This is a genomic window from Comamonas thiooxydans (assembly GCF_000964545.1).
GTDB lineage: Bacteria > Pseudomonadota > Gammaproteobacteria > Burkholderiales > Burkholderiaceae_C > Comamonas > Comamonas thiooxydans.
Genome location: NZ_BBVD01000009.1, coordinates 132,453 through 156,914, shown reverse-complemented (window position 1 = coordinate 156,914; position 24,462 = coordinate 132,453). Strand labels below are relative to the sequence as shown.

The 24,462-nt window shown below is 56.7% G+C and carries 29 protein-coding genes and 1 tRNA gene; 22 read left to right on the top strand and 8 right to left on the bottom strand.

Annotation, left to right across the window (positions count from 1 at the left end; genetic code table 11):
- Positions 1-25 precede the first annotated feature (25 nt).
- Positions 26-856 carry a TatD family hydrolase gene (locus tag Cth01_RS15935; RefSeq protein WP_034356703.1) on the top strand — a complete coding sequence of 277 codons (831 nt, stop codon included), beginning with the start codon at positions 26-28 and terminating at the stop codon, positions 854-856.
- A complete protein-coding gene (locus tag Cth01_RS15930; RefSeq protein WP_034356706.1) occupies positions 853-1,581 on the top strand; it encodes an ankyrin repeat domain-containing protein in 729 nt (242 codons plus the stop codon). Before Cth01_RS15935 ends, Cth01_RS15930 begins: the two co-directional genes overlap by 4 nt.
- Positions 1,582-1,694: 113 nt before the next feature.
- Here Cth01_RS15930 and msbA read toward each other — a convergent pair whose 3' ends face one another.
- Positions 1,695-3,563, bottom strand: coding sequence for a lipid A export permease/ATP-binding protein MsbA (msbA, locus tag Cth01_RS15925; RefSeq protein WP_045839718.1), 1,869 nt, complete (start codon positions 3,561-3,563; stop codon positions 1,695-1,697).
- Between the two features lie 300 nt (positions 3,564-3,863).
- Between msbA and tolB the strand changes: the two genes are divergently transcribed.
- The 5 genes from tolB to Cth01_RS15900 all read left to right on the top strand — a co-directional run bounded on the left by tolB (position 3,864) and on the right by Cth01_RS15900 (position 7,535).
- Positions 3,864-5,183, top strand: a complete 1,320-nt coding sequence (gene tolB, locus Cth01_RS15920; protein ID WP_034361226.1) for a Tol-Pal system beta propeller repeat protein TolB — start codon at positions 3,864-3,866, stop codon at positions 5,181-5,183.
- Positions 5,184-5,250: 67 nt separating this feature from the next.
- Positions 5,251-5,778: a peptidoglycan-associated lipoprotein Pal gene (pal, locus tag Cth01_RS15915; protein WP_034356711.1), complete on the top strand. Its 528-nt coding sequence runs from the start codon at positions 5,251-5,253 to the stop codon at positions 5,776-5,778.
- On the top strand, positions 5,778-6,539 hold the full coding sequence (gene ybgF / locus Cth01_RS15910; protein WP_012837777.1) for a tol-pal system protein YbgF: 762 nt from the start codon (positions 5,778-5,780) through the stop codon (positions 6,537-6,539). Before pal ends, ybgF begins: the two co-directional genes overlap by 1 nt.
- Complete coding sequence (locus tag Cth01_RS15905; protein ID WP_034356714.1) at positions 6,539-7,363, top strand: tRNA threonylcarbamoyladenosine dehydratase; 825 nt, start codon at positions 6,539-6,541, stop codon at positions 7,361-7,363. The genes ybgF and Cth01_RS15905 overlap by 1 nt, the downstream gene beginning before the upstream one ends.
- Positions 7,364-7,459: 96 nt before the next feature.
- Positions 7,460-7,535 (top strand) — tRNA-Lys (locus Cth01_RS15900).
- A 51-nt stretch (positions 7,536-7,586) separates the two neighbouring features.
- On the opposite strand, the gene Cth01_RS15895 is transcribed toward Cth01_RS15900, so the two are convergent.
- Both Cth01_RS15895 and Cth01_RS15890 read right to left on the bottom strand, forming a co-directional pair.
- On the bottom strand, positions 7,587-8,594 hold the full coding sequence (locus Cth01_RS15895) for a phage integrase (protein ID WP_045839717.1): 1,008 nt from the start codon (positions 8,592-8,594) through the stop codon (positions 7,587-7,589).
- Positions 8,575-8,994 (bottom strand): hypothetical protein, encoded by a 420-nt coding sequence (locus Cth01_RS15890; protein ID WP_055477405.1) that lies wholly within the window; start codon positions 8,992-8,994, stop codon positions 8,575-8,577. Before Cth01_RS15890 ends, Cth01_RS15895 begins: the two co-directional genes overlap by 20 nt.
- A 103-nt stretch (positions 8,995-9,097) precedes the next feature.
- On the opposite strand from Cth01_RS15890, the gene Cth01_RS15885 reads away from it, so the two are divergent.
- The 14 genes from Cth01_RS15885 to Cth01_RS15820 all read left to right on the top strand — a co-directional run bounded on the left by Cth01_RS15885 (position 9,098) and on the right by Cth01_RS15820 (position 19,921).
- Positions 9,098-9,361, top strand: a complete 264-nt coding sequence (locus tag Cth01_RS15885) for a hypothetical protein (protein WP_139032099.1) — start codon at positions 9,098-9,100, stop codon at positions 9,359-9,361.
- A complete protein-coding gene (locus Cth01_RS15880) occupies positions 9,358-9,507 on the top strand; it encodes a hypothetical protein (protein WP_156160280.1) in 150 nt (49 codons plus the stop codon). Before Cth01_RS15885 ends, Cth01_RS15880 begins: the two co-directional genes overlap by 4 nt.
- 135 nt (positions 9,508-9,642) lie before the next feature.
- Positions 9,643-10,731 (top strand): replication initiation factor domain-containing protein, encoded by a 1,089-nt coding sequence (locus tag Cth01_RS15875; protein ID WP_045839715.1) that lies wholly within the window; start codon positions 9,643-9,645, stop codon positions 10,729-10,731.
- A 21-nt stretch (positions 10,732-10,752) separates the two neighbouring features.
- On the top strand, positions 10,753-11,064 hold the full coding sequence (locus Cth01_RS15870) for a hypothetical protein (RefSeq protein WP_045839714.1): 312 nt from the start codon (positions 10,753-10,755) through the stop codon (positions 11,062-11,064).
- 1 nt (position 11,065) lies between these two features.
- Entirely contained in the window at positions 11,066-11,284 is a 219-nt protein-coding gene (locus Cth01_RS15865) for a hypothetical protein (RefSeq protein WP_045839713.1), read from the top strand.
- Entirely contained in the window at positions 11,281-11,538 is a 258-nt protein-coding gene (locus Cth01_RS15860; RefSeq protein WP_045839712.1) for a hypothetical protein, read from the top strand. The genes Cth01_RS15865 and Cth01_RS15860 overlap by 4 nt, the downstream gene beginning before the upstream one ends.
- Positions 11,539-11,592: 54 nt before the next feature.
- The gene (locus tag Cth01_RS15855; RefSeq protein WP_233425187.1) at positions 11,593-11,832 is read left to right on the top strand and encodes a hypothetical protein; all 240 of its coding nucleotides are present in this window, start codon (positions 11,593-11,595) and stop codon (positions 11,830-11,832) included.
- Positions 11,833-11,978: 146 nt separating this feature from the next.
- On the top strand, positions 11,979-13,328 hold the full coding sequence (locus Cth01_RS15850; protein WP_055477404.1) for a hypothetical protein: 1,350 nt from the start codon (positions 11,979-11,981) through the stop codon (positions 13,326-13,328).
- Between the two features lie 11 nt (positions 13,329-13,339).
- Entirely contained in the window at positions 13,340-13,627 is a 288-nt protein-coding gene (locus Cth01_RS15845; RefSeq protein ID WP_045839710.1) for a DUF2523 family protein, read from the top strand.
- 3 nt (positions 13,628-13,630) lie between these two features.
- Positions 13,631-14,689 carry a zonular occludens toxin domain-containing protein gene (locus Cth01_RS15840; RefSeq protein WP_045839709.1) on the top strand — a complete coding sequence of 353 codons (1,059 nt, stop codon included), beginning with the start codon at positions 13,631-13,633 and terminating at the stop codon, positions 14,687-14,689.
- Positions 14,686-15,951: a type II secretion system protein GspD gene (locus tag Cth01_RS15835; protein WP_052703350.1), complete on the top strand. Its 1,266-nt coding sequence runs from the start codon at positions 14,686-14,688 to the stop codon at positions 15,949-15,951. The genes Cth01_RS15840 and Cth01_RS15835 overlap by 4 nt, the downstream gene beginning before the upstream one ends.
- A 270-nt stretch (positions 15,952-16,221) precedes the next feature.
- A complete protein-coding gene (locus Cth01_RS15830; protein ID WP_072248272.1) occupies positions 16,222-17,634 on the top strand; it encodes a 3'-5' exonuclease in 1,413 nt (470 codons plus the stop codon).
- Positions 17,631-18,272 (top strand): DarT ssDNA thymidine ADP-ribosyltransferase family protein, encoded by a 642-nt coding sequence (locus Cth01_RS15825; RefSeq protein WP_072248271.1) that lies wholly within the window; start codon positions 17,631-17,633, stop codon positions 18,270-18,272. The genes Cth01_RS15830 and Cth01_RS15825 overlap by 4 nt, the downstream gene beginning before the upstream one ends.
- Positions 18,269-19,921: an ADP-ribosylglycohydrolase family protein gene (locus Cth01_RS15820; protein WP_072248270.1), complete on the top strand. Its 1,653-nt coding sequence runs from the start codon at positions 18,269-18,271 to the stop codon at positions 19,919-19,921. The genes Cth01_RS15825 and Cth01_RS15820 overlap by 4 nt, the downstream gene beginning before the upstream one ends.
- A 121-nt stretch (positions 19,922-20,042) precedes the next feature.
- Here the strand turns inward: Cth01_RS15820 and Cth01_RS15815 are convergent, their stop codons facing one another.
- From Cth01_RS15815 to Cth01_RS15800, 5 genes are all read right to left on the bottom strand, one after another.
- A complete protein-coding gene (locus Cth01_RS15815) occupies positions 20,043-20,780 on the bottom strand; it encodes a metallophosphoesterase (protein ID WP_045839708.1) in 738 nt (245 codons plus the stop codon).
- Between the two features lie 158 nt (positions 20,781-20,938).
- The gene (locus Cth01_RS24180; protein ID WP_169790247.1) at positions 20,939-21,127 is read right to left on the bottom strand and encodes a hypothetical protein; all 189 of its coding nucleotides are present in this window, start codon (positions 21,125-21,127) and stop codon (positions 20,939-20,941) included.
- A 559-nt stretch (positions 21,128-21,686) separates the two neighbouring features.
- Entirely contained in the window at positions 21,687-21,872 is a 186-nt protein-coding gene (locus Cth01_RS15810) for a hypothetical protein (protein ID WP_003070780.1), read from the bottom strand.
- A 560-nt stretch (positions 21,873-22,432) separates the two neighbouring features.
- On the bottom strand, positions 22,433-22,831 hold the full coding sequence (locus Cth01_RS15805) for a c-type cytochrome (RefSeq protein WP_045839707.1): 399 nt from the start codon (positions 22,829-22,831) through the stop codon (positions 22,433-22,435).
- Positions 22,828-23,397 (bottom strand): ferritin-like domain-containing protein, encoded by a 570-nt coding sequence (locus Cth01_RS15800; protein WP_045839706.1) that lies wholly within the window; start codon positions 23,395-23,397, stop codon positions 22,828-22,830. The genes Cth01_RS15805 and Cth01_RS15800 overlap by 4 nt, the downstream gene beginning before the upstream one ends.
- A gap of 190 nt (positions 23,398-23,587) precedes the next feature.
- On the opposite strand from Cth01_RS15800, the gene Cth01_RS15795 reads away from it, so the two are divergent.
- Positions 23,588-24,283 carry an RNA polymerase sigma factor gene (locus Cth01_RS15795; protein WP_034356731.1) on the top strand — a complete coding sequence of 232 codons (696 nt, stop codon included), beginning with the start codon at positions 23,588-23,590 and terminating at the stop codon, positions 24,281-24,283.
- Positions 24,284-24,462: the final 179 nt, after the last annotated feature.

Below are 24,462 nucleotides of genomic sequence, written 5' to 3'. Positions count from 1 at the left end.
GCCGCTCAGGAGCGGTCCAATTTCTATGTTTACCGATTCCCACTGCCACCTGAATTTCCCCGAGCTGAGCGCCAATATCGCGCAGATCCGCGAAGCCATGGCTGCTGCCAAGGTCACGCGCGCGCTGTGCATCAGCACGACGATGGAAGAGTTTCCCGAAGTGCACCAGCTGGCGCTGGACTACGACAATTTCTGGGCCACCGTGGGCGTGCACCCCGACACCGAGGACATGACCGAGCCCAGCGTGCAGGACCTGGTGGAGCGCGCAGCGTTGCCGCGCGTGGTGGCGATCGGCGAGACCGGTCTCGATTACTACGGCATGGAAGACCGCAAGGGTGGTCGCACGATTGCCGATCTGGAATGGCAGCGCGAGCGTTTCCGCACGCATATCAAGGCGGCGCAGATCACGCAAAAGCCGCTGGTCATCCACACCCGCAGCAGCTCTGACGACACCCTGGGCATTTTGCGCGAGTGCGGCGAGGCGGATTCCGCCACCCAGGCCGGCGGGGTGTTTCACTGTTTCACCGAAACCGCCGAAGTGGCCCGTGCCGGGCTGGACATGGGTTACTACATCTCCCTGTCGGGCATCGTGACCTTCAAGAATGCCCAGCATCTGCGCGACGTGGCGGCCTTCGTTCCGCTGGACAGGCTGTTGATAGAAACCGACAGTCCTTATCTGGCGCCCGTGCCCTACCGCGGCAAGACCAATAATCCTTCATATGTGCCCTTTGTGGCCAAGCAGATTGCCGAGGTGCGCGGCATTTCCATCGAGGAGGTGGCCGCCGCCACCAGTGCCAACTTTGACCGCCTGTTCAAGGGCGTGACCTTGTCAGCGAACTCTGGAGCCAGTGCATGAGTCTTTTTGCTGCCCCATCGATTGCATCATCATTGAGCCGCCGCCAGAGCCTGCGCTGGGCCGGTGCTGCCGTCGTCGGGGTGGCTGGCCTGCCAGGACTGGCACGAGCCAATGACTACGAGGACTATTCGCGGGCGCTGGTCAGCGACAACTCCAGTGCCATGGTGAATCTGATCTTTCGCGGCTTCAACGCTAACACCCTGGATTCGCGCGGGCGGCCGGGGCTAGTGGCGGCCCTGCATCAGGACTCGCTCAAAGTCTTCGATGTGCTGCTCAAGGCGCCGCGCATCGATGTCAATCTGGCCTCGCGCCAGAATGAGACGCCGCTGATGATGGCCTGCATCAAGGGCCATCTCGACATTGTGCGCGAGCTGATCAAGCGCGGTGCCGACGTCAATCGCGAGGGCTGGACGCCGCTGCATTACGCGGCCTCTGCCGATACGCCGCAGACGCTGGACATCATCAAGCTGCTGCTGGAGGAAAGCGCCTATATCGATGCCGCTTCACCGAACGGCAGCACGCCGCTGATGCTGGCCGCCCAGTACAGCAGCGAAGCCGTGGTCAGGCTGCTGCTGCAGGAGGGGGCGGACATCACGCTGCGCAACCAGCGCAATATGACGGCAGCGGATTTCGCCAGACTCGTGGACCGGCAGTACATGGTCGATCTGCTGGGCAAGGCGCTGCAGCATGAGCGCCGTACCCAGCCCTCGCGCGGGAGCTGGTAGCGGACGGGGTTCAGCGCCACTTATTACTATTTTGATAGCTGCTAGCGCCCAATGAAAAAGGACTTCAGGGTCATTTGACTCTGAAGTCCTTTATTTATATGCGGTAGCAGCTCTTAAATTTGAGGCTCTCCGGGGGTCGAGCTGCGCACCTGATTGTGCAGGCGGGCGTAGAGGCCGCCCAGTTCCATCAGCTGTGCATGCGAGCCTTGCTCGGCGATCTGGCCGCGCTCCATGACGACCACGCGGTCCGCATGCTCGATGGTGGACAGGCGGTGGGCGATCACCAGCGTGGTGCGGCCCTGCATCAGCCGGTTCAGGGCTTGCTGGACCAGGCGCTCGGATTCGTTGTCCAGCGCCGAGGTGGCTTCGTCCAGAATCAGGATGGGCGCGTCCTTGTAGAGCGCGCGCGCAATGGCCAGGCGCTGGCGCTGGCCGCCCGAGAGCTGGCTGGCATTGTGGCCCACCAGGGTGTGCAGGCCCTGAGGCAGATTGCGCACAAAGTCGCCCAGATTGGCCGCCTCCAGCGCGGACCAGACGCGGGCCTCGTCAATATCCTTGCCCAGCGCCACATTGGCCGCGACGCTGTCGTTGAGCATGACCACGTCCTGGCTGACCATGGCGAACTGCTGGCGCAGCGTGTTCAGGTCCCAGTCGGCCACGGGCACGCCTTCCAGAGTGATCTGGCCGCTGGTGGGCGAGAAAAAGCGGGGCAGCAGATTGACCAGCGTGGTCTTGCCGGCACCGGACGGACCGACCAGGGCTACGACTTCGCCGGCTCTGACGTTCAGGCTCAGGTGCGAGAGGGCCGGAGCCTTGTCCGCGCCGAACTGCACGCTCACATCGCTCAGCTGGAGTGCGCCGCTGACCTTGGCGGAGGGCTTGAAACTACCGCCTTGCTCGTCGGTGGAGCCTTCGAGCAGGGCCAGGCCACGCTCCAGTGCGGCGACGCCGCGCGTGATGGGGTTGGCCACATCGGCTATGCGGCGAATGGGCGCAATCAGCATCAGCATGGCCGAGATGAAGGCGGCAAAGCCGCCCACGGTCACGTCCTGCACGCTGGCCGAGCCGATGGCGGCGCCGCCTTCGCGGCTTTGCCACAGGGCGATGCAGAGAATCACCGACAGCGCAATCGCCGCCAGCACCTGGGTCAGCGGCGTCATGGCGGCCGAGGCGATGGTGGCCTTGGTGTTCAGGCCGCGCAGCTGCCGGCTCAACTCGCCAAAGCGCGACTGCTGCGAAGCCTGGGCACCATGCAGGCGCACCATGCGGTGGGCCAGAACGTTCTCCTCCACCACATAGGCCAGCTCGTCGGTGGCCGTCTGGCTGGACTTGGTGATGCGATAGAGGCGGCGCGACAGCGTCTTCATGACCCAGGCCACACCCGGCACCATGAAGGCCACGATCAGCGTGAGCTGCCAGTTCAGATAGATCAGGTAGCCAAGCAGGGCGATCAGCGTGAAGCCGTCGCGGGAGATGCTCATCATGGCCTGCACCAGCTGCTGGGCACCGGTCTGTACCTCGTAGACGATGGTGTTGGACAGTGCCGATGCCGATTGCCTGGAAAACAGGCTCATGTCGGCGGCCAGCAGACGCTCGAAGAGTTTCTGGCGCAGACCCAGCATGCCGTCATTGGTGATGCGTGCCAGAGCGTACTGGCCCGTGAACTGGGCCAGGCCGCGAATGACGAACAGGCCGATCAGAAACACCGGCACCGTCCACAGCGCAAGCGAGCCAGCCGTAAAGCCGCTGTCAAGCAAGGGCTTGAGCAGTGCCGGCATGGCGGGCTCGGTGGCTGCCCCCACCAGCGTGGCCAGGATGGCCAGACCCCAGGCCCAGCGCTGGCCCGAGAAATAAGGCGTCAGGCGCTTGAGGCGCTGCATCAGCGGTAGCTCGGATGGATTGACGGGGGCTGCTTGAGCGGGAGCTGGGGCAGGGACGGCCTTGGCGGTCTCGCTCGGCGATGGGGACGGTGTGGCTTGCATAAGCGCGTGATTTTAGGGCTTGTGCTTTTGGAGTCCGCACGGATCTCAATAGATGAAATTTGGGATGAAGTTGTAACCAACTATGCCTGTTTGAATATAAAGCGCAAGCCTGCGGCAGAATCGGCGAGGGGATTGCCTCTGCGCTCCTGCAGACTCTGGCATGCTCCCGATCTGAAAGTTTTGTGGCACTTGCGTTTGATCACCCTACTGAGCACGTTCTTACATCAGGAATCCGTCAGTGTGTGTAACATTCGCGCTTGTGTTTGTACCGGGCAATTCCGGAAATTTTGATGGCTGCCAATGACTATTGACCGACTTCCATCCCTGACAACCTGGGCGGCAGGGCCGCGCGCTTCCCGCAGAGCCATGCTGGCAACGTTAGCCGCCACGCCGGCCCTTCCGGCACTGGCCCAGTTCAGGGTTGAGGTAACAGGCGTGGGCCTGACACAGTTGCCGATCGCAATTGCCCAGTTCAAGGGAGAGGGCTCGGCCCCACAGAAGATTTCCGCCATCATCCAGGCCGACCTGGAGCGCAGCGGACAGTTCCGCGGTGTGGATGCCTCGGGCCTGGCGCTTGACGAGACCTCACGCCCCGATGTGGCCCAGTGGCGTCAGAAGGGTGCCGATTCGCTGGCGACCGGCAGCATCACGCGTCTGGCGGATGGCCGCTGGGATGTGCGCTTCCGCCTTTGGGATGTGGTCAAGGGCCAGGATCTGGGTGGTCAGGGCTTCGCAGTCACCACCGGCGATCTGCGCCTCGTGGCCCACCGCATTGCCGACTACATCTATGAAAAGCTCACGGGCGAGAAAGGCATTTTCTCCACCCGCATTGCCTATGTGACCAAGGCAGGTGCCCATTACCGCCTGTGGATTGCCGATGCGGACGGCGAGAATGCCCAGTCCGCGCTGTCCAGTCCCGAGCCCATCATTTCCCCAGCCTGGGCGCCCAACGGCACGCAACTGGCCTATGTGTCCTTCGAGTCACGCAAGCCCGTGGTCTATGTGCATGATGTAGCCAGCGGCCATCGTCGTCTGCTGGCCAACTTCCGCGGTTCCAACAGCGCTCCCGCCTGGTCGCCAGACGGCAGCCGTCTGGCCGTGACGCTGAGCCGCGACGGCGGCTCGCAGCTGTATCTTCTCAGCGCCCAGGGCGGCGAGCCCCGTCGTCTCATGCAAAGCAGCGGCATCGATACCGAGCCCTGCTTCTCCAGTGACGGCCGCACCATTTACTTTGTCAGCGATCGTGGCGGTGCACCTCAGGTCTACAAGGTCTCGTCCTCGGGCGGCAGCGCCGAGCGAGTGACCTTCACCGGCAACTACAACATCTCGCCCGCCATCAGCCCCGACGGCAAATGGCTGGCCTATATCTCCCGCGTAGGCGGTGGTTTCAAGCTCCAGGTCATGGATCTGGCGACAGGCACAGTGAACTCGGTCACGGACACCACGGCGGACGAAAGCCCGAGTTTTGCGCCCAATAGCCGTCTGATTGTTTACGCCACCATTCAGGGCGGCCGTGAAGCACTCATGACCACAACGCTGGACGGCAAGATCAAGGCGCGTCTAGCCGGTGCAAGTGGAGACATACGTGAGCCCGACTGGGGCCCGTTCCAAAAACACTGATCTGAAGTTTGCTTTCCCTCTTTCTTTCTAGTGATGAAGTCCGTTGTGGACTGTTCGGAGAAATCTCATGTTGACTATCAAACGTCTTTCCCTGGCTTTGGCTGTGACCGCGCTGGTCGCAGGTTGCAGCTCTGGCGTCAAGCTGGACGACAAGCCCGTTGACGGTTCGCTGTCCAGCCAGGGTGCTGGCGCAAGCGGCCAGGGCCAAAGTGGCGTGTCGGGCGTGGACCTGACCGGTTCCGCCGCTTCCAAGGCAGGCCCTCAGGGTGTCAGCCGCATCGTCTACTTCGACTTTGACAGCTACTCTGTCAAGGCTGATGCACAGCCCCAGATCGAAGCCCATGCCAAGTTCATCAAGGCCAACCCCGCAGCCAAGGTGCAGCTGGAAGGCCATACCGACGAGCGCGGCGGCCGTGAATACAACCTGGCCCTGGGTCAAAAGCGCGCTGAAGCCGTGCGCCGTTCTCTGGGCCTGCTGGGCGTGAACGACGCTCAGGTTGAAGCGGTGAGCTACGGCAAGGAAAAGCCCGCTGCTGAAGGTCATAGCGAAGACGCTTACGCCCAAAACCGTCGCGTTGAAATCAACTACCGTTAATGATGAAGCAGGCCTTGTTGACTCTCCGTCACGCAACGCTGCCTCGCATGGTGGCGGCCGGCCTGCTGGCCGGCTCTGCCATCAGCGCCCATGCAGCCCTGTTTGGTGATGACGAGGCGCGCCGCGCCATCATCGAACTGCGCCAGCGCGTTGACAGCCTGCAGCAATCGCAGGAGCAGACCCGCCGCAGCCTGCTGGATCTGCAGTCGCAGATCGAGTCGCTCAAGTCGGACCAGGCCAAGCTGCGAGGTCAGAACGAGCAACTGACACGCGACGCCGCGGAGTTGCAGCGTGGCCAGAAAGATCTGGCCAAGGGCTTTGACGAGCGCCTGCGTCAGTTCGAGCCCGTCAGCGTCACCGTGGACGGCGTGGAGTTCACTGCCGATCGCAATGAGCAGCAGGAATTCGAGCAGGCTCTGGGCATGTTCCGTTCGGGCAAGTTCCCCGAGGCCGGTCAGGCCTTCGCCGCTTTCCTGCGCCAATGGCCCAAGAGCGGCTATACGCCGTCGGTGCGCTTCTGGCTGGGCAACTCGCAGTACGCCACGCGCGACTACAAGAATGCCATCGCCAATTTCCGTTCGGTCATGACCAATGCGCCCATGCATGCTCGTGCACCCGAAGCGGCCCTGTCCATCGCCAATTGTCTGGTGGAACTCAAGGACACCAAGGCAGCTCGCAAGACCCTGGAGGAGCTGCTGCAGGCCTATCCGAACTCGGAAGCCGCAGGGATTGCCAAGTCCAAGCTGGCGACGCTCAAGTAATGGCCGAATATTCTCAGCCTCAAGCGGAAACAGCGCCCCGATCCGGCGCTGTTTTTTCTATGGAAGAAGCAGATGTGCAGCGCCGCTTTGGCGGTTTGGAGCGCCTCTACGGCGTGCAGGGGGCAGCCCGGATTCGTGCGGCCCATGTGGTGGTGGTTGGTGTGGGCGGAGTCGGTTCATGGACGGCCGAGGCTCTGGCGCGCAGCGGCGTGAGCCGCTTGACTCTGATCGATATGGACCATGTGGCCGAGTCCAATATCAATCGCCAGATCCACGCGCTGACCAGCACTGTCGGTCAGGCCAAGATCGATGCCATGCGTGATCGCATCGCCGAGATCAATCCAGCCTGCGAGGTCAATTGCATCGATGAATTTGTCGATCCAGACAACTGGCAGCAACTCTTGCCGGCAGATGTTGATGCGGTGATAGATGCTTGCGATCAGATCAAGGCCAAGGCCGAAATGGCGGCGCATGCGCGCAAAACCAGGCAGTGCTTTATCTCCGTTGGTGCTGCAGGTGGCAAGCGCATGGCCCACTTGGTGGACATTGCAGACCTGAGTGCGACAACCCATGATCCGCTTCTATCGCAGCTGCGCTACCGACTGCGCAAGCAGCATGGCGCTCCCAAGGATGGCAAGCGCATGGGGGTGACTTGTGTGTTCAGCCGCGAGGCTGTCGCACCACCTGATGCATCTTGCTCAATCGAGGGCGGTGATGGCAGTCTCAACTGCCACGGCTATGGCTCGGTCGTGGCTGTGACAGCTACCTTTGGTCAGTGCGCAGCAGGCTGGGTACTTGATCAGTTGGCTCGCAAACCAAGCTAATCCAACTAATTCAAGAATTAGGCAAAGAGCCGGAAAAAATAGATTACAATAACGTCATTCCACTGATTAGGCAACTACTGCTTTTGATGTGTGGCAGGGTCTTTAGCTCAGTCGGTAGAGCAGCGGACTTTTAATCCGTTGGTCGCGAGTTCGAATCTCGCAGGACCCACCAAAGAATTCAAGGACTTAGGTTAACACCTAAGTCCTTTTTTCGTTCCAGTTGTCAACCAACTGTCAACGCAGACAACGGGTTGAGCCGGACCACCTCTTGCAGGTGATCGGGGGCCAGGTGGGCGTAGCGCATCGTCATGGCCAGATTGGCGTGGCCCAGGCTGCGCTGGAGCACCAGGATGTTGCCCCCATTCATCATGAAGTGCGATGCGAACGTGTGCCGCAGCACATGCGTGAGCTGCCCATCCTGCAGCCCGATGCCGGAGCGCCCGACGGCATCGCGAAACGCCGCGTAGCAGGGAGCAAAAAGGCGCTGGCCTGTCTCTGCTTTGAGATGATGTGATCGAAGCTGCTGTGCAAATTCGGGTTCGATAGGGATGGCGCGCACCTTTCCGGACTTGGTGCCTGCAAACTGAATCTGGTCGTTGCGCAGGTGGCGGACTTCCAGACTCTCGGCTTCGCTCCAGCGCGCACCGGTTGCCAGGCAGACCCTTGCGACCATCGCTGCGTGGCGATTCTTGCCCTTCTGTAGCTCCGATAAAAGCTCGTGGATTTGATCCACTGCCAGGTAAGACAGCTCGGACTCTTGCACCTTGAACTGGCGCAGTTCGGCAAGGGGGTTGGGTTTGCTCCATTGCCCGAGTCTTCGCAGTTCATTGAATACGGAGCGCAGATAGGCATGCTCGCGATTGATGCTGTTGGGGGCTATGCCTGCCGCGAGCCGTTCGGTGCGATATGCCGTGAAGGTGTTGACCGTGAACCGGTCGGCTATGGGGTCACCCATGGCAGCGCAAGCGAGCTTGAGCCGGTTGTAGGTATCGGCGCCGGCTTTGAGGCTGATCCCATGGAGGGTATGCCAGAGGTCAATCAACTCACTGAGCTTGCGCGTGTCTCTTTTCTCGGGTTGCCACTTTGCATCTTGGTTGACCTGTGTCTTTAGCCAAGCCTCCCATGCCTTGGCCTCGGCCTGCGTTTTGAATGTCTTGCGGAAGCGCTTTGAACCACGGCCACCAGGCTGGCTGTCTACGAGCCAGCCGGATTCAGTCTTTTTGAGTGCCACGTCGTGTTTTGCGTGCTGGAGGTTGGGTGAATATGGCGTTGAACGCGTTTTCCGCTTCTGCAATTTCTGCCGGGGAAACTGCGGCCAAGGCTTGGCGCTCTTCCCCTCGAAGTTCAGGGTGCGCGAATGAGCCGCTGAAGTGTTCCTCTTCCGAGGGGTCAACTTGCGTGCTGCTCATGACCTCGCCCATCACCATCCACTCTAGGTACTTGGGTCTGAACTCGCGAGCTAGAGCCGCGATCATTTCGATGCTGGGTTGTTGAACCCTGTTGCAAAGGTTTTTCCATTTGCGAGCGCTGATTCCGGTGCGCTCCTCTAGGTAGGGGTACTTGTGAGTTGTTCCCACGGAGTGGTTTATGACCCAGATGACCCGTTCGCGGATGTCATTGAAGTCTGTCATGGGTTCTTTGATGTGTTGCTGATTTTGTGAATCGTACTTGAATTTGGTACGGATCGATGCCACAATCAAAACGTACCAAAAAATGGTATGAATTGGGGGTGGTATGACGGTTGATGAGCAAGATCGAGTTGGCAATCAAGGCGCTGTAGCAGCAGGGCGGCACGCTTCTTCGTTTTCGCACACTGCGTATAGCCCATTGATGACTCGGCAGGCATTTGCACAGGTCATCGGTCTGCCTGTTGGTGTTCTGGTGGCGCAGGCTGAGCGTGGCTACTGGCCGCAAATCACGATCGGCAAACGTGTCTTCATCAATGTGGAAGCCATCCGCCTTCTGGCTGCAGAGCGCGCAGCGGAGTTCTCGTTATGAACTTCTTCGGCATGAGCGGCGGTGCCCGCCTTCTTTACATCGTGCGTCGCGCGCATGTGCTGCATGGTGACGACGCTTACCTCATGGAGGCCCGAAAGATCGCTGCAAAGCTGATCGGTGCGGGATGTGAGGTGGTCGATGAATAGCTTCACGTTCACCAGCATGGATGCGGCCGCGATCGCTAACACGGAGCGCTCCGGCGCCTGCCCGCAGCGCAGCGAGGACAGCCGCCGGGGCGCTTCGCGCCGCGTATCCCCCCCGAGTAATACGGGGATGAACAAATGAAGGTGAGCTACCAGACTGACGAGCGCCTGGTGCTCGAAGGCAAGAAGGTCAAGCTTCTTTGTGCCGAGCGCGCCGCATATGCCGATGCCGGTGTCATCGTGGATTACTTCCGCTGCACCGTCCAGCGCGAAGCCTTGTTTGCGGCCCAGATTCCCAGCAAGGGTGAGCTGATCGTGGATGGCCTGCAGCTCGACAGCGAGATCGTGCAAGACCTGGCTGTTCATTTCGCCAAGCTCCTGGGCTTTCTGCCCGGTGAAGCTCGGCCAGGCCGGGACTATTACGACCACTCGTACACCATCATCAACGAGCACGGCAAGGAAGTGGCCAGCGTTAGCGGTGGTGGTGCCAGCCAGCGCGGCACCTTCTGCTTTACTGTGAAGGGGGAAGGCTGCACCTTCGGGCAAGCAGGCTGGGAACAGCGCCTGTATGACTTCTTCCTGCCCTTGCAAGGCAAGGTGACCCGCATTGACCTGGCCCGAGATTTCTTCGATGGCAAATACGGGTTCGATGCGGCCTACGAGGCCTACCAGAATGACGAATTCTCCTACCGGGGGCGCAAGCCATCGTTCGATGACGCCGGTAGCAAAAAAGGGTTTGCCTCCACGTTCTATGTGGGCAAGCGCGACAGCGGAAAAATGTTCCGAGGCTACGACAAAGGCCACCAGTTCAAGCTGCTGGACGATCCCTGGTGGCGTGCCGAAGTCGAGCTGCGCAGTGCAAACCGGGTCATCCCTCTGGAAACGTTGATCCGCCCGGCCTCTTTCTTTGCCGGAGCCTACGGCTTCACTGCCCGCATCCTGGAAAACGTCGAACCCCAGGCCATTCCCACGCTGCAAAAAGTTGCGGAGTCTTCCGTCGAACGAACGGTGCGCTGGTTTGAACGCACCGTCGCCCCATCCCTGGTGCATCTCTCCCTTGCCGCCGGCTTCGACTGGCTGATGGACATCGCGGAAAACCAGGCGCATCGACCACTCCCGAAATCACTCAATGGCCTGTCACTGGAGGCCATGCGTGCGGGCATCCGCAAATCCCTCAAACGCTTTTCTTCAACGCCTCCCGAACCGGCCGGGCTGGCGACTGCTTAACGCCGGAATCAAGGAAACACCATGAAGTTCACATCCCGCATCACCGTGCAAGGCATCAAGGGCAGCAAGGGGCAGCTGGAAAGCGGGCAGTCCTACGACAGCACCAAGATCTACGTGCAGACCGCGCTGGACGACAGCAAAGGCATGGGCAAAGGCTTTGCCACTGCCGAATACAACTTCGGCACCAGCGACGAATACCACAAGTACAAGCACCTGCCGTTTCCCATCGACTGCGAAGCCGAGCTGGAAATCGTCACCAACGGCAAGACGCAAAAGACCCAGATCGTCAGCTTGCGCCCGCTGGAAATCACGAAGCCGGTCAAGGGGGCCTGACATGGACTGCCGCCCTTGCTGGTACGTCCAGTCCATTGATGACGGTGCCTTTCTTGCGCCGGATGGTGAGGGTGGCGTCGTGACCCAAAGCCTGCTGGCTCACGCCGTGCCCTTCGATACCCGCGAAGCGGCCGTGCACGCTGCCGTCGATCACTTCGACGGTCGTGCCTCGCTGATCCAGCTCTATCAACCACTGAGCTGCGAAGAGTTCGTGCAGTGAGCCAAGCCTACATCCTCTATTGCGAAACGCCCCACGGCACCGAGGCCGGCATTACCGCCAGCCAATGCCCGGACGCCTATCGCAAGGAGGTTGCCGTCGATCTGCAAGCGCTCCAGCAACTCAGCAGTGCCGCTCCCCAGCTCGACCCCGGCGATGTGGCCCAGGCCTTCGGCATGGGCTTCGGTGTCGTCGTGCTGTTCTTCCTGGTCGGCCGGGGAGTTGGTGAAGTTTTGCGGCTCATCCGTCATGGATGAAGCCAACCGACGAGCGGGCGGTTCCCGTTCAAACAACCCAAGAAAGGACTTCGTATGAAGAAGCAATTCAACCCCAAGACCGTGATCGCCACGGCAGCCACCATGGCCCTGGTTCTTGCCAGCGGTGTGGCATCGGCACAGACCGCGCCTGCCATCGATCTGTCGCCCATCACCGGTGCTTTCAAGGCAAGTGATGTGGTCACGGCTGTGCTGGCGGTAGCTGGTGTGCTGGCCGCCATCTACGCGACCATGACGGCAGCCAAGATGGCCCTGCGCTGGATTCGTGGCGGCTAAAGCAATCACAAATTGAGTGAATCGGGCGGGCCTGATCACCCCGCTCGTTTGCTTTCTGGAACGGAGTTTTTGATGACTTCTCTTTGGTACTTATTCATCTTTGCCTGGGGCATCACCTGTGCCTGGGCACTCATCAAGGGGCTGGAATGAGATTCTTCAAATCCTGGCTGATTGCCAAGCTGTGCTTGCTGCTGCTATTGCCGGTTCCGGGCTGGTCGCAGGCACTTCCCAAGCCTCAACCTGAGCGTGTTAACCGCGCGGTATCGGGTGTCTTGCAGGATGCGATGCGAGGGCGGGGCTTTGCCGCCAATGATCCACGGTTCGGGAATACGTTGGCGCGTGTTTCGCCGGGCCTGTCGGCTGTTGCTGGCACTTCGGCTGCTGCGATCACGGTGGGCACCGTGACGGCACCGGCATGGGCAACGGTGGCTCTTGCGGCGGGTATCGGCGCTGTGATCACCTATGCCGTGTCTCTTGGCATAGACGCGCTCGTGAATTGGCTTTTTCGTGATGATGGACTGATTGATCAATCGAGTGCGGAAAACTCGGCTTATCCGTCGGGAGCTTTCAACGCAGGTGATCGTGTGTGGACTTATCGAGATTGGTCTGGGACGGATCACTACGGTGCGAATGCAGATGCCCTGGCACGCGAGTATCGGTACACGGACATGAAGCGGCAGGGGTATCCAACGGTCTCTGAGCCCACCTGTTTTGCGGACGGTACAACGGCCTACTGGTGTGGTAACTATCGGGTGACTTTGACGGCAAATGCGTCAGTGAGCTGCGGGGCCGGGATGCAGGCAGTCGGTAGTACCTGCATGTCATTCTCCTACCCGCTACCAAACACATTTCCCGATGCGCAGGGCCTGACGCCACAAGAAGCAATCAACAATTTACCCGAAACCGAACTCAACAAGTCTTTGAATCCGGCCCTGGTCGCCGCACTGGCGAACCAAGCTTGGCAACAGGCCGCATCTCAGCCGGGTTATGACGGCTTGCCGTATCCGCAATCCAACCCCATCACACAAGCTGAAGCGCAGCCTTGGCTACAAGCTAACCCAGAATATGCGCCGACTGTGCGTGATTTCGTGTCGCCTAATCCTGTGCCCGAAGCGGGGTCCAATCCTTGGGCCTTACCGTCGAATCCGACTGCGATAGCCCCGACACCTTCTGTACCAAACACGGGCACCACGAACCCAGCGCAGGACAACCCACAAGCGAACCTTGGACCCGACCCTGGTATCGGCGCGCCCACTTTGGAGTCGATCCCTACGGCTCAACAAATCGCTAATCCCATTTTGCAGTTAGCGCCTGATCTGCGCACGTTCCAGGCCCAGGGGCAGACGGGCGTTTGCCCTAGGCCGACTATCGAGCTGTATGGCACCCATGTGCTTGATGCCCACTGCAAGCTGATCGAAGACAACAAGCCTATCCTGCAGATGGCGATGGCCTTCGCCTGGGCGGCCCTGGCCCTGTTCATCGTGCTGTCGGCGTGAGGGAGTGAACCATGTTTGGCATCCTGCTCTCTGCTCTCAATTCCGTCCTGGCTTGGGTGTTCCGCTCGCTGCTGGTCAAGTTTGCGTTGTTCTTCGCGCTGTACTTCATCACCAATGAGTTCGTGGGCTTCATCGCGGCGCTGCTGCCCAATGCCAGTTCCCTCAATGGCACGTTGTCCAGCATCACGGCCAGCACCTGGTTCTTCCTCGATGCATTCCATTTGCCGATGGGGATTTCAGCTCTGGTGTCGGCCTATGCCACGCGCTTCATCATCCGCCGCATGCCGGTGATCGGATAGCCCATGCCCATCAACACTTATACGGGCCTGATGGGGTCTGGAAAATCCTATGAATGCGTGTCCTCGGTGATCGTGCCCGCCGTCAAGGCCGGACGCCGCGTGGTCACCAACGTGGACGGTATCGACAGCGATGCCATTCGCGCCTACTGCCAAGACAAATTCAGCGTGCCAATGGAACAGCTCGGCGAGGTCGTGCATTGCACCAACGACGATGTGTCCAAAGCCAGCTTTCTGCCGTACGGCCAGGACGTGGATACCTTCTGCCAGCCTGGCGATATCATCTGCATTGACGAGGCTTGGCGATTCTGGGGCACGGACTGCAAGCTGCTGCCCGAACACAAGATCTTCTTCCGCGAACACCGGCATTTCGTGCATTCCGACACCAAGGTCTGCTGCGACTTGGTGCTGATGGTGCAGGACATTACCGACCTGCACCGCACGCTGAAAGTCGTGGTCGAAGTCACGTTCAGAACCACCAAGATCAAGACCCTGGGCTGGCAGAAGACCTACCGCGTCGAAATGTGGGAAGGCTACAAGCTCACGGCCAAGGGCCGCGTGTCGGTCGAGAACAAGCGCTACGACGATAAGATTTTTCCGCTGTACAGCAGCTACACCGGCGGCACGGGCAAGGAACTGCAGGTGGACAGCCGGCAGAACGTGTTGCGCAACCCCAAGCTGTGGTTTCTGGCCGTGGGCGTGGTACTGCTGTTCGGATGGGGTGTTTACACCATCTTGGGTTTCTTCAATGGCTCGCGCGCAAAACCAAGCGGTACTGATAGCTCTAGCAAGACAATTTCAGCATCCACAGAGATTGCACGCGAGAGCAATTTCAAGACAATTTCAGCGCAAAGAGGCATGCAAATTTCGGGTGCTTGGCGTCTCGTTGGAATGCTCCAGGCGCAAGGTAAACAGTTTGTTGTCATAGAAGGTGAGGGAGGTCGTTTGCGCCTAGAGCATCCCTCGGCCTTCATGCACGTGGGTGCAGCCATGGTCGGCGAGGTCGATGGTCAGCGCGTGACGGCCTGGAGTGGTCCGCAACCCAGCGCAGGAGCCAAGCCATGAAGCGCCTGCGTTCCTCCCTGGTGGCCTGCTGCCTGGCGATCAGCTTGGGCCTGGCACTGCCCGCCCATGCTGCTAACTCCACGAACCCAGCGGCCAGCTTCGATCTGCAGTCTGCCAACGTGGCCCAGGTGCTCCAACTGCTCTACGGCGAGGCTTTGAGCACGCCCTATGTGCTCGATCCCGAAGTCCTGAGCGACACGCGTACCGTGTCCTTCCGCTACAAGAGCGGGCAAGGCGATCTGCAAGCCTTCCTGGATGGGTTTCTGGGCAGCCTGGGCTACGCCGTGGAGCGCAAGGGCGGCGTGGACTTCGTGCGCAAGCGCAAAACCGAAGAGGCGCAGCCACCGGAGGCCCGCCTGCACCTGTACCGGCCGCAATACCGCGATGTAGCCTACCTGGCCCGGATCATGGCGCCATTGTTCAAGGGATCGTTTTCGGTCAACCGCAGTGTCCGGGCTTCGGGTCAGGCCATGCCCGAAGGCCACGTGCCCAACGGCTCGGCGGCCGCCATGATCGACCAGGACGCCGACGTGCTGCTGTTCTCCGGCATTCAACAGGAAATTGAGAAACTACAGCAACTTTTGCCTCAGGTCGATGTGGCCACAGGCGAAGTGTTGGTGCGCGGTCTGGTCTATGAGGTTAGCCGTACCGACAAATCAGGCTCGGCGTTTGGACTGTTGGCGAACCTCTTGGGCGGCAAGCTCAATCTGGGTATCGGTTCGGCCGTGGGCAACCTGGGCAACTTCATTCAGCTCAAGAATACAGCGCTCGATGCCGTGTATTCCATGCTGGAGACGGACAGCCGCTTCAAGGTGATTTCGTCGCCATCGCTGCGCATTCAGTCGGGCACGCGCGGCGTGTTCAGCGTTGGCCAGGAAGTGCCGGTGCTAGGGGCGCTGTCATTCCCGCAAGGGGCTGGCCAGGCCGTGCAGTCGGTTGAATACCGCAGCTCGGGCGTGATCTTCGACATCAGGCCGACGGTTCGCGATGCGGTGATTGAAATGGAGATCAGTCAGCAGCTCTCAGACTTCATCAAGACCACCACTGGCGTGAACAACAGCCCGACTCTGACCAAGCGAGAGCTCAAGACCACGGTGGGCCTGCAGGACGGTGACGTGATCGTCTTGGGGGGCTTGGCGGAAGACAAGACCTCTAGCAGCCACGATGGACTTTCGTTCTTGCCCAGTTTCTTGCACACCAAAGGTCATGAGTCGTCTGGTACCGAGGTCTTGCTTGTGCTGCAGGCACAGCGTGTGAAATAGCCTGATGGACGAGTCTTTGATCAAGGTCAAAGAAGATCATCGGCCACGTTCGCTCTCCTAGCGAAGTGATGAGAGCTGTTGGGTCTGTACTAAATACCGCCTTCGTCAGGAAGGACCCAAGTGTCATTGTCTTGAGGGCTACTGGCGTCACGAGTGCAACATACAACGATGTCGGTGAGATCCAAGTTGGCTGCCCCCTTTGCTTGTGTTCAAATGTAAATTTGATAACTTCGTGATTTTTGCAAAAAGTTCCAACGAAAGGGTTCAGGCGTGCGTGCATTGATGGATGTTAGGCCAACACCAGAGCAGCTTGCTCTATTTTCCAGGGTCCCTACTGGTGTTTCGGTAATACGTGGAGCTGCGGGTAGTGGAAAAACGACAACGGCGTTATTAAAACTTCGCGCTTCGGTTGGATTTCACCTTAGGCGCGTTCGTCGACAACAAACGCGAGATCCTTTAAAAGTACTTGTTTTGACATTTAACCGAACTTTGCGAGGATATATTGCGGAGTTAGCTGCTCAACAGTTTGAAGAAGGCGATCAAATTACTCTAACTGTAGATACATTTTCGCGTTGGGGTAAGGAATTGGTTGGTGATCCTAAAATAATTGATTTAGATAGTTGTAGAGTTAAGCTAAGAGAATTAGCTGCTGCTTTAGATCTTCCTAGAGAATTTGCAGTTGATGAAGCACTTTATGTGATGGGGCGTTTTCTTCCTGAAAACTTTACAGACTATTTGACGGCTCGTAGAGATGGTCGTGGCACAATGCCGCGAATGTTACAGCCTGCAAGGATGGAGTTGCTCGAGAGGGTTATATTTCCATTTATGGAATATAAAAATAAAAATAATCTAATGGACTGGAATGACATTGCTGTTAACTTGGCAGTCAATAATTATGAGCGTAATGACATAGTAATTCTCGATGAAACTCAGGATTTCTCAAATAATGAGATACGTGCAGTTTTGAATCAGATCTCAGATGAGTATACTGTTACTTTTGTTTTAGATAGTGCGCAGCGGATTTACGATAAAAAATTCATTTGGAGCGAAGTTGGATTAAATATTCGCCCAGAAAATAGTCATAGGCTAATATCGAATTATAGAAATACTAGAGAAATAGCGCAGTTTGCTGCTGCTTTGTTGGAAGGAATTGTTGTCGATGACGATGGTAGTCTTCCGGACTTTAGCAGTGCTAATCGGATTGGGCCAAAGCCAAATATTTTAATTGGGAGATACCCCGGTCAAATTGATTTTGCAGTCAATTTTATTCGTGAAAATGTGGATCTTAATAGTGAATCAGTTGCTTTCTTGCATCCCAAGGGCTATGGATGGTTTAGCTATACAAAGAGAGTGCTGCAGGAAAATGGTATGGATTATGTGTCAATTGAAAGAAAGGTAGATTGGCCGGGCGGTGATGAAAATATTGCACTAAGCACACTGCATTCGGCTAAGGGGCTGGAATTTGATCATGTTTTTATTTTGGGATTGGATGAGGAAACATTGGCTGATTACACTGCTGATAATGAGGATGATATAAAAGAGCAAGAAATTGCGGCCAGAAGATTGGTCGCGATGGGGGTTGGGCGCGCTAGAAAAACAGTAACTATTGGATATCGTCCTGACGATGCTCCTCGCTTGGCAGAGTTCTTCAATCCTGCATTCTGTACAAGGGTCGCAGTATGACGATTCCTGATGTAATTCAGCAGCGTGGGATAGCAGAGCTACTTCACTTCACAACGAATCGTGGAGCGCTCGGCGTTTTGGCTTGCAACGCAATCAAGCCTCTTGCTCGGTTGAAGAAGGATCCGCAGTTAGAGAAAATATTTTTTCCTAACGCTAAAGATCGAAGTAGAGATGCGGCGTGGCATGACTATGTGAATTTGTCTATAACGTCAATTAATTCAAGATTTTTTTCTATATCTGCAAATAATTGGCATAGAGAGCAGAATTTTTGGTGGGCAATATTCTCAATTAATCCAGAAGTAATGGATCATAATGGCGTTTATTTCGCGACAACAAATAACATGTATAGTGGTGTGTCTCGTGGAGTAGGGGAGCGTGGTCTACAAAGTTTGTTTGCTTCAAATATAGAGCAATGGAGAGGGAAAACGGTTTTCCGTCAGGAAGGTGTTCCAGAAAACCAGCCAACTTGTAATCAAGCTGAAGTATTGTATCCTGGAGAACTTTCTACGGATTATATACAGGAGGTTTACGTGTATAATGAGGATTGCGGCGATGAGTTGGCTGGTCAAATGGCGGCGGTGGGCCATTCTCATATACCTATTTCTGTAAAGAAAAGCCTGTTTGGAGTAATTGAATGAATGCTGAGAAGTCGCGTAACTCTCGAAGAGAGCGTACACTGAGATCAGCTTTATGGGCTGCCTACGGAGATGCTCTGGGATTTATTACAGAGCTCGGGGGGAGCTCTGTAGTTGCTCATCGGACGGGGGGCTCTCTTTCTGTTTCTACCACTATTCCTTGGCGTCGTCTTATTGGGGGGCGCTTTGGTGCCTCAGTGGATTTACCTGCCGGGACATACTCCGATGATACCCAGTTGAGACTGGCAACTTGCAGGTCAATTCAGGCTGATGGATATTTCGATATAGAATCATTTGCTAAAGTAGAGCTTCCTGTTTGGCTTAGTTATGCATTGGGAGCTGGTTTGGGTAGTAAGTCGGCTGCAACCTCTCTAGGTCATTCTTCAGTTACTTGGTATAGTAATTTTTTCCGAACTGGGAAATCAGTTTACGTCAATGGGGGGGGGAATGGGGCTGCAATGCGCGTGCAGCCCCATGTCTGGGCTGCCCCTGATCTTTTAAACAGTAAGAGTTACCTTTCTGCTGTAGTTAAGAACTCTATCGTGACGCATGGGCATGTCAGAGCAATAGCCGGTGCTTTGGTTCATGCTGAATCGTTGGCATTTGTTCTGCGGGAAGAGAGGCTTCCTAGGCCTGATGAGTGGGCCTATTTCGAAACTGCAATTCAACTATTGCCGGAAATAGTTGCAGAGGATGGCGATTTAAGTACATTTTGGCTTCCTGCGTGGGAACAGGAAAGTGGATTCTCCTTGGTGGAAGCTACGGCGCGAGTTTCGGAGGAGTGGTACAGCGATTTTCTTATTGTATCAAAAAGTCGTCTTGAGACTAGCGAGGATTACAGGAAGGTCGCTTTTGATTTGGGGGCGCTAAATCCCGATGAAAGAGGATCTGGTATCAAGTCTGCGATTCTTTCTCTTTGTGCAGCATGGGCGCATCGTCATATGAGCCCAGAGTCTGCTTTAGAAAGTGTAGCTAATTTTTTGGAGAGTGATACCGATACCATTGCCACAATGGCAGGAGCGCTGATAGGTGCAGTTGCAAAAAATGAACCTACAGGTAACATTCAGGATGCAGAGTATATCCGAGAGGCTGCAGAGCGTCTATATGAAGTAAGTCAGAAAAATAATGTGGTAACTAGATTTACTTATCCTGACTCACTGTACTGGCAGCCGCCAAAAACAACACTGGATGTTGTCGGCAGTGAAAATGATAAATTTGTAGTAGCTGGTTTGGGAGAGGCTGAGCCATTAGGTGATGTGTATTTAACACGCCAAGGTGATACGTCATATCAATGGTTTAGATTGGAATTTGGCCAGACTATTCTATGTAAACGACGAGTTAAGATTCGAAAATTTCGCTCTGATGAGAAGGTGATCAAAAATGTCGTTGAAAAGCTTCCTGCTAAAGAGTCGCGTGACTTGTTTAATAATGATTCGCTAGAGTCGAATGTCGCTGAAAAATTTAATTTCGAAGAAAAATCACCGTCTTTAGATGTCGCAACCGATATCGCTATTAAATCTAATTTTGATCCTGAAATTGTTGGGCGTTACCTTCTTTTGTTGGCTCAAGGTGAGAGTGGGATAGAGTTGTCCGTAGCATTTGCTGCGATTGTTGCAAAAGCTAAAATTGCCAGAAAGAAGCGTAATTTATAAATATTATTTATGTTGGTCTCTTGTGTGAATTTAAGTCACGATTTTTCGAAAGATATTAGATATTTTGAAATAAATTCGATTTACTTATTTATAAGCAAAAGATAAAATACTCGGCGATTTATTATAGGTAGCGGCGTCTGATAGACGCTGTAGCTGGCCCTGGTCCTCTGATAGCTGAGAGTTGGTGAAGGTCCAGAAACGTGAAGTGCCCCTGGCTTGGTTTCCAGCCTCCCGTGTCAATGAAAAATACGTTGCCCAGCTTCTGCATGCTGCTCACTGTTACATGCCCATGGACAACGGCGCGAACACTACGCACAGGATTCGCATAGCTACGTTGAAATCGCTCTCGTGACCACAGGCAGCAATCAGCTGCGCTTGCTGAAAGAGGCCGGTTCTGCATGTCCTGCCAATCGTCATAAGGGCAGTCTGCATGTACTAGCCCGACGAGGCCCTCGGGTGTTTCTACTTCGAATGCCAGGGGCAGTTCCGCGAGTCGCTTACCGACCCGTCGTTGGGCCTCCTGGTCGAGCTCGTTTAGCCAGCCGCCGCCATGCTCCAAGTGATTTACTTCGGGGTAAGGGTCACCAAGCGCACTGCGCCAAATCATGAAGTCATGGTTGCCGCAGATCGCATGAAACCAAGGACGGGCCAGCCAGTCCAGCACCTGGCCGGATTCTGGTCCTCGGTCTACCAAGTCTCCTACAGAGAACAGGCGATCCTTGGCTGGATTGAAATTGATGTGATCCAAGGCCTGTTGCAGCGCTGTGAAGCAGCCGTGGATGTCGCCTACGGCGAAATCGCTCCCTTGGGTGTTAATACTGAAACGTACGAGCTGAGGGGTCGTGGGGCTGGAGTCCATCGTCCAATGCTACCCGTTAGACTCTCGCAGAGTCCCCTTTTTTGGGGGTATGGGGGAGGTATCCCCCATGTTAGTTTTTTGTCGCGCGACGTGCCCAGCGCTTAGGGCGCGGCATCACCAGCGCGCCCGCCGCTGCCATGGTCTTGTCGGTTGATGAGTCACTGTCGTTTCGCTGCGATGGTGATCGCGCAGGAATCGGCCGCGTAGCTTATTTCACGCAAGGCAAGGCGTATGTTGCGCGCCCTGTAAGACAGGCTCGCCGCAGGCGTTCTGAAAGAAGCCTCCAGCGTCAACAAACTGTCGACGCAATAGCGGGATAATGCATGGCTAATGCTGCTGTAGCTCATGCAAACCATTGTTTTTGCTGGATATAGCAGTTTAATGAAGGCTTATGGCGCGGACTTTTAATCCGTTGGTCGCGAGTTCGAATCTCGCAGGACCCACCAGAATACATAAGCCGCTACAGCTGTTAAAGCTGTAGCGGCTTTTATGTTTTATTCCCATGGTGGGAGCATTCATCGCTCCAAGGAATTGCGGTTTGCTCTCCTGAGCGTTCATGGACACGGGCGGCCCTTGCTCTGTCGGCCTACGGTTCGGATAGCGCTCCGTATCGATTTCTGTGCCGGGTTATCAATCAGCAGAAACGACTCTTGCGAGGCTGAGTGGCCTCTGCAGCCAGGTTTTGTGCTTCACCAGAGGCTTTGTCCGTCGGAGTGGCGAACCTGCTTTTCGCTGGAGAGGCAGCGGCTCAGCAGATCGGTCAGTTTAGGTGATGGTGGAGCCAGGCCTTGTCTTCTGGCGGACCAGCGGTGCTGGCGCTGGTCGCCGTGTGCTTGTCGAAAAAGCAGAACCCCGCTCAGTTCAACAGTGGCGGGGTTCGTCAGGAGATCGGAGACCGAGCTGCTGTTATGGGGTTTTGCTTCTTCCCCGGTAGTTCAGGTCAGTGGCCGAGTAGTTCTCACGCTTGCGCCAGTCCATTTGAATCGGGCCGGCGTGGTTGGCAGGATAGGTGATGCGCTCTTTTTCGCGATTGAGTTCCCACTGCTTTGCATCCACGATGCGATGGACTGTGGACTCTTTGGATTTGCTCATGGGGAAGGCGGCCTTCAATCAAGTTTCTGAACCTAAAGAAGACGGTACAGCTGCCGGGATGGCGAGTCCAGTGAATTCGCCTGATGAATGACGGATCGCCTGGATTGCGTTGGAATCACGACTACTAGGGGGTATTTTTAGGGTGGATGCGGATAGTTGCTGCTTGGAGGATGGGGCTGTGTTCCCGTCAAGGCGCCAGCCTTGAAGCGGCCTGAGCCCTGTGTGGCAGCTCAAACGCTGCAAACAGAGCGTCGGGGAATTCTCGTCGGGCATATTGGCCCCTGGAATGAGAAAAGTCCGCTTTGGAAGATGGGCAGGGTGATGGATTCCAGGTGAGCGATGCCTTCGGCTGTGACTGCTAGACCCAAATACATGCAGCCGGCGATCTGTCATCCACATCCTGCCTCGATGCGTATTCCGGTTGGGCCGACTCCTCGCGCCGGAGGCGAGGCATGGTATTGCATCGGCCCATTGAATCCACCGCCTGAAGCAGTCAGCCTGAGCATTTTCTTGGTGAACTGCTTCAGGCCGATTGCGACGCGCAGCTAGGGTATATGCGTTCAATGCGGGAGTGCTCGAAGTGAATGACACTCTCGTGAATCGTTAGCTTGCTTGAGGTAGGCAATCAAGTCGCTACGCTCCTTGGGGTCAGGGATTCCAGCGTACGTCATTGTCGTGCCTGGTAGCACCTTCATGGGCTGGGTCAGGAAACGATCGAGTGTTTTTTCGTCCCAGATAAAGCCGGAATTCTTCATCGCATCCGAGTAAGCAAAGCCGGGAACCGTGCCAGCACGCCGTCCCAACAGGCCGCAATGATGCGGTCCCACTCGGTCGTATGCCAGCGCATGGCAGGCCGCACAGCGAGCGTATATCTGCTCGCCAGGAAGTTTGTCAGGTGCTGCATGCACTGTCGCAGCGAACGACAGCATGCCAAGCAGCAGCCACCGTTCGGTGTTCATGATACGAATGCCGTGGGGACCGGTGCTTCGCCCACTGCCTGGCGCAGTACTGCCCAGTGCATGGCTTCATCACCCAGAATGCTGGCCGCAGCCTTGGATAGCTCTCGATTGCCGAACAAGGGAACGGCTCCCAGATAAGCACTGACGGCCCCTTGCTCCAGTCGTGCCGCAAAGCGCAGCACATCCTCCTGGGATTTCAGCTGATTTGCTGGGAAGTTGTAAGCAGTCTTGGGGACTACCGGCTTGCCACCCAGTTTTTCAACCGTCTTGGCAAGTAGTTCAGCATGCGCTTTGTGATGGCCCTGGAAGGTCAGGGCCAGATCCAGCACCGAGTGTTGCAGCAGTTTGCTTTCGGCTCCCAACTGATAAGCAGCGATGGCCTCCAGCTCTGCACTCAGGGCGGTGTTCAGGATTTGAGTGTCCTGGGCTTTTCCATCGCCGGTTTTGGCGGCTAGCGCTTCACGGCCGGCTAGTAGCGCAACAGCGGCACCTGAAAGCATCAGCCCGGATTGGCCAAGAAAGAGGCGGCGCGCCTCGTGTGGATGAGCGATATGCAAAAACGACATGATGCACTCCTTCGTAGGTGACGAGGCCAGCTTTGGGAGACCGGAAATCCGGTGGCCAGGGCAAGCACTCATCCATTGGATGGATCGGAGCGTCACCACGTTCCGCCCCTGTTGGCAGCAGGGCCGAGAATCAGATCGACACGGGAACGCTGGACGCGGATACACCATCCAATGGTCAAAGGAGGCGTACATGCCGCACACTCAACCTTCGAACCACAGCCCTGCGGTTGCTGATGCTTCGGATCTGGAGCTCGCTTTCAGAGCCGCAGCTGGCGATGAGGTGGCTTTCGAGGCCATCATGCGACGCCACAATCGCTTGTTGTTCCGCACCGCACGAGCCATATTGAAAAGTGACACGGATGCCGAAGATGTCGTGCAGCAGGCCTATTTGCAGGCTTGGCAGGCATTGGGGAATTTCAGGGCGGATGCCAAGTTGTCGACATGGCTGGTACGCATTGTCGTTAACGAAGCACTTGGACAGATTAGACGTCGTCAGTTGAAGATCGTGCCGCTGGAGTCCGCGATGGCATCGACCCAGCAGATGGATGCCAGTTGGCAGCAAGACGATATGGACCGCGGCCCCGATCGAACCGTCATGCGTTCGGAGTTGCGTCGAATCATGGAGGCGCGCATTGACCTGCTGCCCGATGACTTCCGCAGGGTTTTCATGTTGCGCGGCGTCGAAGAGATGAGTGCGCAAGAGGTGTCGCAGATACTGGAAATTCCAGAGGCCACGGTGCGCACGCGCTTCTTCCGTGCACGAAGCATGCTTCGTGAAGGGCTTTCACAGGATCTGGATATGGCGCTCAGCGACGCCTTCAATTTCGATGGGGAGCGGTGCAATCGCATCGTGTCCTTGGTACGGGCAAGACTACCCCGGCGTTAAGCAGACATGCTTGAATCATTGGTTCTGATGACCATGCAGCAAATGCAGACCGATTCGCAAGAGTGGATAGTAGATCTGCGCTTCACTAACTCTGGATTTCTTCATGCGTAGACCTCCCTGGGGTGGGCTCTCTACTTTTGAGTGGAGCGAGGATTTGAGGAGGCTTCAAAGCGGATAAC